Raw genomic sequence first — 12277 nt, 5'->3', positions numbered from 1 at the left:
ATTATTGTAAAAATTCATATATAGCGAGTATTTAGCATTTGTATCTATTTTTTTGCTACTTTTACTTCGTTAATTTAAGCTCCCTTTTTAGATGTGAAGAGTCTGCGATTAAATTTAATAGCTTCATGATGTAAACCCCGTCACTCGTCTCAACGAGTGGCTTCTGATCATGAATAACAGCGTCCACAAAGTGATGTATTTCATCTTCAAATGGATTATTTGCCGTAACATTTAATTTTGAATCAGATAAGATATGATTTTCCTCTGAGTAATAACAAAGTGGACTAAGTGACATGCCCCCCTTAGTACCAAAAATATCAATCTTAATACTGTCATCACTCGGACCGTTCATTGCCCAGCTGACCTCTAAGTGTAAAACCATACCATTTTCAAACCTTATAAACGCAGAAGCAAAATCCTCGACATCAAAAGGGTGATTTCCATTACTCATTGATTCTGCCGATTCCCATCTGTTCTGCATAATCGTTTCGTAGGGGCCGATTCCTTGAACTAAATGTCCTGAAACAGAAGCGACTTCTTCCTTCCCGGTAAGCCACCAAGCTAAATCTAATACATGAACCCCGATATCCATTAAAGGCCCACCACCAGATAAAGTCTTATTGGTAAACCAGCCAGCTGGAGTATTTCTTCTCTGCAAAATTCTTGCTCTAGTAAAGTAAATATCCCCAAGGTTTCCGGCATCGATAAATGCCTTCATTGCCTTTGTATCATTACGAAATCTATGGGTCATTCCTATCATACAAATTTTCCCTTGTTGATTCGCTATTTCCTCTACTTCTAATGCCTCTTCATATGTTAAAGACAGAGGCTTCTCTACCAATACATGGGATCCGTTTTGTAAGGAGAGCTTTGCCAAAGGAACATGAGTGTTATTTGTAGTACAGATACTTACAGCGTCTAGTGAAATTTGTTCAAACATCTCCTCGGCGTTACTAAAGGTTTTCTTTATCCCGTATTGAGATGCAATATTTTTTGCCCTCTCCTCATTCACATCGACCAATGCCTCTAGTTCAACACCTGGATGGTTCTGATAAAACGGTAGATGCCCCATTTGCGCAATGGATCCAGCTCCAATAACCCCAATCTTTACTTTTTTCATTTATTATGCCTCCTAGATTGTAATCCTCATTCCGTCATAGGCTACTTCAATATCATGCGGTTGAAAAATGGTTTCTAAATCCTCGTGAAGGAGCCCAATATTGTGAGAAAAGTGGGTAACGATTACTTTTCCATGGTCATTTAATATTTCCTCAGATTTAAAAATAGATTGCATTTCAATTACGGCTTCTATGTTAAGATGGTTATTTCTAACAGGAAAGAGTCCATTCGTACAATCCAAAATAGCCACATCTATTTGTCTCCCCTTTAGCCACTCCCATGTTTCCTCTGGAAACCAACCCGTATCATGACCGTACAATATCCTTTTTCCATTCTTTTCAATCATGTAAATGAAGCAGGTCTCATTTTTATCATGATCTGCCAACAAGCCAGTTACTTGGAACTCCCCTACTTGATATTCTTTATAGGGTAAAATTCGGTTGAAGGTGAACCCCTGTTCTATGCGTTCAATTCGTGTTCTGCATTTATATAAAGGTAAATCATGCCCATATATATGTAGAGGATGGTCATTCCCCTTTGCATAAATAGGAAGCCTCATGCTGATATCCTCTGCATAGAGATGATCGGTATGGGTATGAGTAATGAGCAGGTCTGTCATTTTCGACATGTCTATTCCATCCCTTAAAACATGGAGATTAGTATCAGGAGGAAAATCTATTTTTAAGGTATCATCAATTATCGCAGATGTTCTCGTTCGAATATTTTTCCCTCCAAGAGCCCTTGCCTTTTCACAATGCTCGCACCTACAAAATAAGCCTGGGAATCCTTCTGCAGCTGATGTTCCAAGCAATCGAATTTCCATAACTGTACCTCCCTATATAAAAAAATCGGTTTAATTATGAATCAACATTAATACCTAATTTCTTATTTTTGGAATATCCCATTTCAGTTTACTATTTGAAAAAAGGGGAATATATATCGGGTAGTTGACTTTTATATCTAATTTTTTGCAGGTTTGTTGGACAGAAAAAAATACCAGCTCACTAATCCTTAAGCTGGTATTTTAATAACTTTATTGATTTGTAATCGTAAAGGTGCCAGGTGTTTTAGCTTTAACCTTTATATAATATACAAAACTTGGTGCATAAGGATTTACATAATTTATCAGTTCTGGCTCTTTTCCTGATTTTCTTGAAGCAGCTTGAGGAACGCCGCTATTCATATCATAGTATAATTCGATATCTGCATCCTCCGTGGTATCTGGATTTAAAACTAGATGATACTCTTTCTTTCCTGATACCCTGTACCAAATCTCTTGGTTTTCTTGGGAGGCCACTCCTGTTAGGGATCCTCCATTGTCAAGCTCAATACTATTTTTCATCGTCTTTCCATCCTCAATAGGCTTAGAAAGTGATATTTTATACTTGCCAGAAACTCCATTTTTCGCTAATACCCTAATCATTCCATAATTGTCCTCAGATATAGGATTACTCACGATTAATGATTGAACCTCAGATTCCTTCCCATATGAAAATCCACTGTGTGGAGTTTGAGACACAGCCCATAATCTTGATTCCATCCCAAAAGAGGATCCTTCTAAAGGGGTTAAGGTTACCATCCAATCTTCCCCTGCCTTTATTGGGAACTTAAACCACTGATCCTTAGCTAGAGCTTTTGATGTTGTGTAAACATCTCCCTCCTTTGCTTCCAGGAGTGTTGGGTTACTCCAAGTATCTCCTGAAGGTGGTGGGTAGCTTTCGTTGGATAGCTCTTGCATATCATAGATATCTTTAATAAAACGGTAGGTTTGATCATAAGTTTTACGAACGACCGGATCATCCACAATTTGCTTTATCACTGTACGTGCTCCGAGATAATAACCTACAATGGTTTCATCGAGCTTAGCTCTATGAATCTCGTTTAAGTAAGCATAATATTTCCTCATGGCATAATCACTATGATAGAGCTGACCGTCATAATCCGTTCCCCAACCATCCCAAAGCATATGGTAGTCACCTTCTACCTCAACACCCATCCCAAATCGTTTGGCTGTTTGGATAGTTGAGTTTAACCGACTTAGGTCTACTTCTCCGCCTTTGTCTACATTAGGTCCAAAATAAGATTGGAAATAATAGTTTGGCTGCATCATTACCGCATCAAATCCGAGCTCCTTCCAAATAGTAGAGCCATTTGCTTGGAAAAATGGGATCCAGAAAAATCGGTAATCCTTATCATGTATGATTTTTGAGGTATGCTTTAATAATGCTTCCTCGTAAATCGTCCCAAAACCTATCTCTTCATGAATCCAATAGAATCCGGCTAATTCAATATTTTTATAGTCTTTTTCTTTAAATTGCTTTTCTACCTCGTCAATATACCATTGAACCGCAGCCTTTCTGTCAGCAAAAGAGGCTTCCTCTCCACCAGGCTGATTAATGCTAAAGTTCAATTTTTTCCCATCAATTGTTCCCCAATCTGTGGACTGCAACGAAGGATAAGGAATGGCAACAACCACTTTTGTTTTATGCTTTTTGTCATTCAACTCGACTTTTGTTTCTCCCGTTGATTGATCCAGTGCATCTAAATTAACATCTTGAGTAAATAATTTATTAATAGATTGGCTCCAAAGGGCTTTGTCCTTATAGTCCTTAAAAGGATCTCCTCCATTTTGAAATAATACTGTATCAAACAACCAATCTGTTTGATTCCCGCTTTCATCAACGTGAGAGACGACATGTTTAAAGTCTTCCTTCCTCCATGTTCCTAATGGGCCATTTCCTGTATGGTCAGGATATAAAAATGCCAAATACATATCCTTTACACCATTTGTATCCTTTTTATCGGGTAAAGGGGCGTCCTTTTTTGGCTTTACTTTCTTGAGTGTTTTAACCTTTTTGTCCTTTGCATCTACGTCTCTTCCATTGATTGTAATTTCATCCAAGAATGAGAACATTCCAACCTCAAATTCAATCTTTACATATCTTGCACTAACATTTATAGAATCAGAGATTACTTCTTCCCTAATTGCTTCATGCGTTTTTGAATTTTGAGGTTGAAACTGATCCGCTATATACCAATCCTCACCATTATCAGATAGATAGTAATTTACATACCTTGGCATATCTACGGCTGCTGCCCTCTCTTGAAGAAAACCACTAGTGATACTGCGAATAAACTTGGATTCTTCAAGGTCAATGACAATAGATCGAGCCACTTGACGTGAATACCCTACCCAGTTCGGATTTAAAAAATAATTGCCGTCCACCTTTGACTCTGCTATTTTGCCATCGGTTAATTCATATTGGTTTCCGTTATCACCATCTGTTCTGGTCTCATAGCTCATGAGCTGTTTATCATACATTTCCTGAAAAACCTGGTAGGGTTTATGTAAAGCAATATTACTGAGGGTTTCTTCTGTAGGTTTTTTTAGTGTATATGCATTTACGTTAGAAGATAGAATTCCTAAGCTTAAAACAGAGATTAAACCTGTCCTTAAGAGTTTGTTAGCCTTATAATTTTTCATTAATTTCCCCCTAATAGAATTTTGTTTGAAAGGAGTTTTCTCTCCTCTTAGTCTGAAAACCCTTTCACTCTCCATTATACTTAGGGGACTTTTTCAAGCGAATATCGCTTGTTTGATATTTATATCTAGTTTTTTGCAAATCGTATCAGCTAATATTACTCTCCCTGAACTTCCCGGGTGTTAGGCCTGTATACTTGCTAAATACTTGTACGAAATGGCTTGTGCTTACATAACCAAGATGTTCGGCTAAATCCTGTATCTTCATATTGCTTTCTAGGAGCAATCTTTTTGCTCTGTTAATCCTTGCGGTTGTCACATACCTTTTAAAGGAGCAACCCATCTCCTGATGAAAAAGCCTACTGAATGCAGATGGATTCATGTTTATTTTTTCTGCAATCAGCGTCAATGTACTGCCATTTCCTAAATCTTCATGAATATACTCACATGCTAATTTGATGGCATGTTTATTCGAATGGATTTCGACCTTATCCTCAAATAAATTACTTTCTTGATTTTGTTTTTGTTGCTTTATTTCTAGCAAAGCCTCAATAATTTCCTCATCAGGACACGGCTTCAGCAAATAATTGGTTGCTCCAAATTTTAACGCTTCTCTAGCATATTCAAAATTACTCCACCCTGATAAAAAGACAACAGGGATTTGGTAACCATCATTTCTTAATTCCTTTAACAACTCAATCCCTGTTAAATCTGGCATGAGGATATCACTTAATAAGATATCTGGCTTTCTTTGTTGGATCATCTCGAAGGCTTCCCTTCCTGTTGAAGCCACCCCGATAATTTGGAAGCCATATGAACTCCAATCTATATCTTCTGTTAATGAGGATCGTATATATTGTTCATCATCAGCGATTAGTATTTTCATTCCATCAACCTCCTTTTATCCTATATGTAACCGTGGTTCCAATATCTTCTATACTGGCAATAGTAAATTGAAAATCGTCTCCATACTTTAGCTGTAACCTTTTATATATATTTACTAAAGCATAATTCGATCCATCACTTATATATTTTTGATTTCTTTCTGATTTGCCTTTCAGCCTTTCCTTTATTCTGTTTAACTCACTCTCCGACATTCCTATTCCATTATCAGTTATCGAGATTAGTAGATCCTTTGATAAAAGGGTTACAGTTATGGTAATGACACCTTTTCTGCTCGTTTTTTCAATTCCATGCTTTACGGCATTTTCAACAATAGGCTGTAGGATTAGTTTTGGTATTATACTTGTAGCTGCTTCAGATTCTATAAATACATCTAATGTATACTTATCCGGGTTTCTAATATTAAGTAAATCAATATAATATGTGATGTTTTTTACCGCTTCATCAACCGTAATTTCATCCTGTCCATCTGTCAGACTGTATCGAAAAAAACGAGACATTGAGATTATTGCTTTCGCTAAGTTAGGTTCAACTCTTTTTGCCATGGAGTAGAGTGCACCTAATGTATTGTAGAGGAAATGAGGGTTAATCTGAGAGGTTAAGTAGTTCAATTCTGCTTCCTGTTTCGCTATTTGTTCCTCATAGACCGTTTTTATTAGATGTTCTTGAGTAGCTGCCATTTGGTTAAAGCCATCTGCAACGACTTCAAATTCATCCTTTCGATTATATTGTACCCTCGCAGATAAATCGCCCTCTTCAATTCTTTTAAAACCTTGCAATAGCTGAGTAAGTGGACGGTGGAATCCATTCGTAAGGGCAATCGCACTATAGATAGAAAATATCATTACAACCGCTATAAAGGAATAAATGAGAGTATTAAGTAAGGCTAGTCCGCCCATATAGTTTTTTAAAGGAGCGCTTGCAACAATTTTCCAGCCTGTCAATTCTGATGTTGAAAAGGTAATTAAATCTCTATTATGGACTGTATAAGATCCATTCTTTGATTCAAGCTTTGTTAAAATAGGGTCATCATACTCTCCAATGTGATTGACTAGCTCATTGGATTGATCATATAAAAAAACAGATGACTTTGTTTTATTGGAAACCTCCTTTAATAAAGCTTCCACAATGAATTTATGATAGGTTGTTCCTATGATGACTGGGGACTCTTCAGTTCCAACACCGGGGAAGATACGTACAAAGGTGACATTAGTAGGGGAACCTTGAAAACCTGTTAAATCGATGAAATTTTTTGCCTGAAGTGTGCTCTTCTTTGGATAAATCCATCCTTGCATCTTTCCTTTCAATGCATTTTCATTCATCCACTGGAGCGCTTGTTTATTTGGTACCTCGTAATATCCGTATTCAGTAGAAAGGACTTTTCCTTGATCCGGAAGGTAAATCCAAATGGAGGATACCCTTGTTTCGGTATTTAGGATTTCCATTAATCTCTCGGAGGCCTCGCGAGTATAAATGATATCTTCATATTCTGGCAGGTTTCCTTGCTGATTTAATATATACTGATTAATCAAGCGATCAGAGCCTGCTGCAGCCGAAATACGTACTGCCCCACTGATTACTTCATCAAGCCACAGAGTAGAAAGACCAACTGTTTCAACAATTTGTTTGCCCGCCTTTTCTTTTAATATTCTTTCTGCCTCATGCTGATAAATTAGGCAAAAAATAATTACGGGTAATAGAATAAGCATCGTATAAGCGATGAGCTTAGCTTTAACGCTAAATGGACGAAGTTTTATTTTCAAAATACGTTCTTTTTTCATAAAAACCTCGCCCTTCCTTTAGCATTAATAGAGTTTATCAACAACTGATTTAGCTGTCTTCTCAATTGCAGTGGCTGATTGTTCCTTTTGATTCATTGCAATTAGAGTAGAAAGCAAATCTAAAACATGAATTTGTGCTATTTTTGAAGCAAAAGCCCCTCCGTGGAATGGGGTCTCCTTCGATGCAGCTAAAAGCAATGTATCCGCATAGTTGGTTATCGGAGATTTTGCATGATTAGTTAGGACAATAATGTGCGCACCATTTTCCTTTGATAGCTTGATTCCTTCAATCAAATCCTTTGTACTTCCTGATGAAGAAATGCCTACCACAACATCCCCCTTTTTAACTAGGGAGGCATACATAGCAATCAGGTGAGAATCTGTTGCAAAATCAGCATGGAAGCCAAGTCTCATAAAGCGATATTTCGCGTCATTTGCTGTTATTCCAGAAGAACCAATACCGAAAAATAGAATTCGATTCGCTTTCGAAAAAACCTCTACAGCCTTCTCTAGCTCTTGTTGAGAAAGAAGGCTCATTGTATTATTAAGAGCTGCTATATTATGGGACGTAATTTTCTGGCAAATGGTTTCTGCAGAATCATTATCATTTATTTGCCCATGAACCTGTTCTGATGGATTGACTAAGTCCTGTGCTATAGCCAATTTAAAATCTTGGAACCCTTTAAAGCCTAGCTTTCTGCAGAATCGTATAACACTCGTTTCTCCAACCTGTGATTTTTCTGCAAGCAGAGTTACCGAAGAATAAATCGTTTCTTCGGGATTTTCCAAAACATAATCTGCCACTTTTTGTTCCGTTTTTGATAAGGAGGGATAAATGCTTTTTAACATAACTAATGTATTAATGTGCTGATCCGTTTGATTCATTACTGTATCCCCCTAAAATTTCAGTTGCTTACCTTATTTATTAAAAGTAGATTTCCTTCCCATTTTCAGCTGATTCATAGATTCCGCATAGAATTTTCATCATTTCAACGCCATCTTCTACCGGACTTAAAATTTTCTTTTCATCCAAACAACATCCTACAAAATAATCAATCTCATTTTGAAAGCCTTTCACAAAATCAAAGGAAAGGTTATCTACTTGTGGTGTAATATTTAAAATCGTATCATGTTTTTCTGATACAATAAATAATTCTGGTTCAATTTCTGCTCCACCTTTTTCACCATATAATTTGGCAGAAATTCTTTCACTTTCCTTAGCATGTAGTGTAAAACTTACATCCACATATAGGGACGCGCCATTTTCAAAGCGGATAAGAGCATTCGCCATATCTTCAACGGAATTCTTCGAAGCATCATAATCTGCTGCTTGATAAAAGGATAGATTTTGAACATTGGCACGATTGCCTAATTTATTATAGGTATTCCCGCTTATCGATTTAACCTTTGGTTTCCCCATCAGATACCAGCATAAATCAATAATATGGACTCCTAAATCGATTAGTGGACCACCGCCCGAACGCTCGATATCAGCAAACCACCCGCCAGGATTTCCCAGCCTTCTTAAGCAGGAGGCTTTTGCATAATATATCTCCCCTAATTCTCCGGATGAAATAAATTTTTGGAGCGTTCTAGTATTTTCTGCATATCTTCTTACAAAACCGACCTGAAGTACCTTATTGTTTCGGTTGACTGCACGTTGAACCTGCATTGCTTCCTCCACCGTTTTACATAAAGGTTTTTCTACCAGAACATTCTTCCCTGCATCAAGAGCAGCAATGGCTATTTCTGCATGGGAATTATTCCAAGTACAAATACTAATTGCATCTACATCGGAATCCTCCAACAAATCCTTATAGTTGGTATACACATTTGGAATATTATAACTTTCTGCCTTTTCTCTCGCTCTCTCTTCATTTAAATCACAAATAGCTGTAAGAACTACCCTTGAATTATTTTTATATGAATTTAGATGTAAGGTTGAAATAGAACCTGCTCCTATTACTCCCACTTTTAATTTTTCCATTCAATCTCCTCCCCTTTGCTCTGATTATTTTTGTAAACAAACGATTGGTAGGCAGCACCGATTAAGCCAGCATCCCCACCGAGACTAGCTCGTCTGATTTTGACTGGATCAATCATCGATCGAAGACCAATGGTTGATATTTTGTCTTGGACAGCCTGTAATATCCAGCCTCCCTCTTGCATAACTCCACCGCCAAGGATCACTAATGAAGGGTTGAAGGTATGTATACAATTGACGATTCCATAGGTTAATGCCCTTATCATAGTATTTACAACTTCTTTTGCCTTTGGGTCCCCACCCTTGTATTGCTTAAACACATCATGGCTCGTAACCTTTTCTATATCAATTGGATCATTTACCGATTCCTCAACAAGCTTTTCCTTCATCATTCTCGCAATTCCTGTTCCAGAAGCATACGTTTCCAGACAACCATTAAATCCGCAATTGCACTGAGGTCCGTTCATATCAATGGTAATATGGCCCAATTCCGCAGCTGCACCCATCCTTCCACGTATCATATTGCCCCCAGAGATGACGCTTCCTCCAACACCAGTTCCAAGAGCCAAACAAATAACGTCATTAACACCAATCGCACAACCAAGCTGATTTTCTGCAAGAAGAACCACATTGACATCATTATCTACCCATACAGGATAATGGAAATAATCCTCTATTAGCCTTCTTAGTGGAACATGATTCCAATCTGCAATGTTTGTCGTTCCAGAAAGAACTAAACCCCTATCAAAATCGATTTGCCCAGCAGTTCCTATTCCAATACCGCTAATTTCTACTAAATGATTATTTTTTCCATAGTCTAATAAAGTCTTAATCAAATAAAGTACAGCTGAAATGACCTCATTCTTACCACCTTGAGGAGTAGAAATGATCTTTTTCTCAATGATTTCCCCCTTTCGACTGACAATTCCAGCTGCAATCTTTGTACCCCCTATATCTACTCCAATACTGTATGTCATGCTCCCACCCCCACCTTCTTCATTCTGTTATATCTATCCCAGCATATAATTTAATGCGTTCTGAAAATGATTTTGTAATCAATTGAGGTCTTGTAATAGCAGATCCTACAACCACTGACCATGCTCCGATTTCCAAGCATTTAACTGCCTCTTCTGGGTTATTCACTTTCCCCTCTGCAATGATGGGTATGGATGTAGCATTTACAAGTCTTTCAATAAGTTCATAGTCTGGATGAGGGAGTTGATTACTATAAGTCGTATAACCTGACAGAGTGGTTGAAATCATGTCCACTCCTAACCTTGAAGCTTCCATCCCCTCTTCGTAGGTGGATATATCAGCCATAATGAGAACTTCCGGATATTTTAACCTTATGTTTCTAATGAAATCCTCATTTGATTTCCCATCTGGTCTCACTCTATTTGTAAGATCCACTGCAATGATCTCAACGTTTTGAGTACAAATCTCATCCACTTCCTTATTGGTAGGGGTAATGTATATTTCACTATTTGGATATTCTCTTTTAATTATTCCGATGATTGGTAGTTTGGTTATTGCTTTGATAGCCTTAATATCCTCTACTCCGTTTGCTCTGATGCCACATGCTCCTCCCATTTCTGCTGCCATAGCCATTTTTGCCATAATATCAGCACCATGGAGGGGCTCGTTTTCTAAAGCCTGACATGAGACAATAAGCTGACCTCTAATACTATTTAGAATCTGATTCATCTTCAGCACACCTCTTCTAGAAATTTCAAATCACAAGATAAATATATTCACCATTAAATAAAAAAATCCTCCTAAAATTTTATATATGGTGGAATATTTTTTCTAAATCCTTTTAAATCCTTTCCTTAACGAACATTCCTCCTAAAGAGAGTAGAAAATTAATGTTCGATAGATTGCATTCTCATAAAGTGACCTAGATTGAAAAAAAACTATATCAACAAAGTGTTTCTCATTTCCATTTTTTATTATTTTTTTATAAAATTATTTATACGGGTGATTTGTTTGTTCCTTATACATGCAGCCATATTAGTATTTTTAATTAAGAAATGGTGTATACATGGCTTAGCTAGGAGCAAAATAAATGTTTGTAAGTCACCTACTAGAAATTAGTCCAATGGAAAAAACATTAAAGGAGAATGCCTAATGAATTTTGTTACATTAAACAATGGGTTAAAAATGCCTCAGCTAGGATTTGGTGTCTGGCAGGTAGAAGATGAGAAAGCTACTCCAGCAGTAGCAAAGGCATTAGAGGTTGGCTACAGATCAATTGATACAGCCATGATTTATCAAAATGAAAAAGGTGTTGGGAAGGCAATTAAGGAATCTGGAATCCCACGTGAAGAGCTATTTATTACCACAAAGGTTTGGAATAGTGATCAAGGATTTGATAACACGATTCGTGCTTATGAAGAAAGCTTAGAAAGATTAGGTCTAGATTATGTTGACTTATATTTAATTCACTGGCCAACTCCTCAATTTGATGAATATGTAGATACATACAAAGCGTTAGAAAAGCTATATCGTGATGGAAGGGTAAAGGCAATTGGCGTATGCAACTTTGAAATTGAGCATTTAGAACGCATCTTAAAGGAATGTGAAGTAAAGCCTGTAGTCAATCAAATTGAGTGTCATCCACATCTTGCTCAAAATGAATTAAAAGAGTTTTGTGCTAAACATGATATCTTTGTTGAAGCATGGAGCCCCTTGGAACAAGGCGGAGAGGTCTTGAAAGACGAGGTTATTAAAAAGATTGCCGCTTCTCATGGTAAAACTACAGCTCAGGTTGTTTTACGCTGGCACTTACAAAATAACACAATTGTTATTCCAAAATCAGTAACCCCTTCAAGAATTGAAGAAAACTTTCAAGTATTTGATTTTGATTTAACAGCGGATGAAATGGGAGAGATTAACCAACTTAATCTAGATAGACGTAAAGGTCCACATCCAAATGATATGAATGCTCGTTAAGCTTATCAAATAACAGGACACGAATTCAGATTTCTTGTCCACAAAAAGAAGCTAACA

At 37.1% G+C, this 12277-nt stretch carries 10 protein-coding genes; 1 reads left to right on the top strand and 9 read right to left on the bottom strand.

Annotated features, from left to right (window positions below):
• Window positions 1-61 precede the first annotated feature (61 nt).
• The 9 genes from BQ6100_RS03490 to BQ6100_RS03450 form a co-directional block, all read right to left on the bottom strand.
• Window positions 62-1120, bottom strand: a complete 1059-nt coding sequence (locus BQ6100_RS03490) for a Gfo/Idh/MocA family protein (protein WP_075980392.1) — start codon at window positions 1118-1120, stop codon at window positions 62-64.
• 12 nt (window positions 1121-1132) lie between these two features.
• The gene (locus BQ6100_RS03485) at window positions 1133-1942 is read right to left on the bottom strand and encodes an MBL fold metallo-hydrolase (protein WP_075980391.1); all 810 of its coding nucleotides are present in this window, start codon (window positions 1940-1942) and stop codon (window positions 1133-1135) included.
• Between the two features lie 210 nt (window positions 1943-2152).
• On the bottom strand, window positions 2153-4603 hold the full coding sequence (locus BQ6100_RS03480) for a DUF4855 domain-containing protein (protein ID WP_075980390.1): 2451 nt from the start codon (window positions 4601-4603) through the stop codon (window positions 2153-2155).
• Window positions 4604-4748: 145 nt separating this feature from the next.
• Window positions 4749-5486, bottom strand: coding sequence for a response regulator transcription factor (locus BQ6100_RS03475; protein WP_075980389.1), 738 nt, complete (start codon window positions 5484-5486; stop codon window positions 4749-4751).
• Window positions 5487-5490: 4 nt separating this feature from the next.
• A complete protein-coding gene (locus BQ6100_RS03470) occupies window positions 5491-7284 on the bottom strand; it encodes a sensor histidine kinase (RefSeq protein WP_075980388.1) in 1794 nt (597 codons plus the stop codon).
• A gap of 24 nt (window positions 7285-7308) precedes the next feature.
• Complete coding sequence (locus BQ6100_RS03465) at window positions 7309-8169, bottom strand: MurR/RpiR family transcriptional regulator (protein WP_075980387.1); 861 nt, start codon at window positions 8167-8169, stop codon at window positions 7309-7311.
• 40 nt (window positions 8170-8209) lie between these two features.
• Window positions 8210-9271 (bottom strand): Gfo/Idh/MocA family protein, encoded by a 1062-nt coding sequence (locus BQ6100_RS03460; protein ID WP_075980386.1) that lies wholly within the window; start codon window positions 9269-9271, stop codon window positions 8210-8212.
• Window positions 9259-10245, bottom strand: coding sequence for an ROK family protein (locus BQ6100_RS03455; protein WP_075980385.1), 987 nt, complete (start codon window positions 10243-10245; stop codon window positions 9259-9261). Before BQ6100_RS03455 ends, BQ6100_RS03460 begins: the two co-directional genes overlap by 13 nt.
• Window positions 10246-10264: 19 nt before the next feature.
• Window positions 10265-10972: an N-acetylmannosamine-6-phosphate 2-epimerase gene (locus BQ6100_RS03450; protein ID WP_218921353.1), complete on the bottom strand. Its 708-nt coding sequence runs from the start codon at window positions 10970-10972 to the stop codon at window positions 10265-10267.
• Window positions 10973-11395: 423 nt separating this feature from the next.
• Here BQ6100_RS03450 and BQ6100_RS03445 point away from each other — a divergent pair, with 423 nt between their 5' ends.
• Window positions 11396-12220, top strand: coding sequence for an aldo/keto reductase (locus BQ6100_RS03445; protein WP_075980384.1), 825 nt, complete (start codon window positions 11396-11398; stop codon window positions 12218-12220).
• Window positions 12221-12277 lie beyond the last annotated feature (57 nt).

It is taken from the genome of Bacillus massilinigeriensis (assembly GCF_900117315.1).
Taxonomy (GTDB): Bacteria; Bacillota; Bacilli; order Bacillales; family Cytobacillaceae; genus Bacillus_BE; species Bacillus_BE massilionigeriensis.
This window is presented reverse-complemented; position numbering and strand designations above follow the sequence as displayed.

What these genes read in the sequence shown, in the direction of transcription:
- BQ6100_RS03490 (WP_075980392.1), bottom strand. Translation starts at nt 1,120, where the DNA reads ATGAAAAAAGTAAAGATTGGGGTTATTGGAGCTGGATCCATTGCGCAA.
- BQ6100_RS03485 (WP_075980391.1), bottom strand. Translation starts at nt 1,942, where the DNA reads ATGGAAATTCGATTGCTTGGAACATCAGCTGCAGAAGGATTCCCAGGC.
- BQ6100_RS03480 (WP_075980390.1), bottom strand. Translation starts at nt 4,603, where the DNA reads ATGAAAAATTATAAGGCTAACAAACTCTTAAGGACAGGTTTAATCTCT.
- BQ6100_RS03475 (WP_075980389.1), bottom strand. Translation starts at nt 5,486, where the DNA reads ATGAAAATACTAATCGCTGATGATGAACAATATATACGATCCTCATTA.
- BQ6100_RS03470 (WP_075980388.1), bottom strand. Translation starts at nt 7,284, where the DNA reads ATGAAAAAAGAACGTATTTTGAAAATAAAACTTCGTCCATTTAGCGTT.
- BQ6100_RS03465 (WP_075980387.1), bottom strand. Translation starts at nt 8,169, where the DNA reads ATGAATCAAACGGATCAGCACATTAATACATTAGTTATGTTAAAAAGC.
- BQ6100_RS03460 (WP_075980386.1), bottom strand. Translation starts at nt 9,271, where the DNA reads ATGGAAAAATTAAAAGTGGGAGTAATAGGAGCAGGTTCTATTTCAACC.
- BQ6100_RS03455 (WP_075980385.1), bottom strand. Translation starts at nt 10,245, where the DNA reads ATGACATACAGTATTGGAGTAGATATAGGGGGTACAAAGATTGCAGCT.
- BQ6100_RS03450 (WP_218921353.1), bottom strand. Translation starts at nt 10,972, where the DNA reads ATGAATCAGATTCTAAATAGTATTAGAGGTCAGCTTATTGTCTCATGT.
- BQ6100_RS03445 (WP_075980384.1), top strand. Translation starts at nt 11,396, where the DNA reads ATGAATTTTGTTACATTAAACAATGGGTTAAAAATGCCTCAGCTAGGA.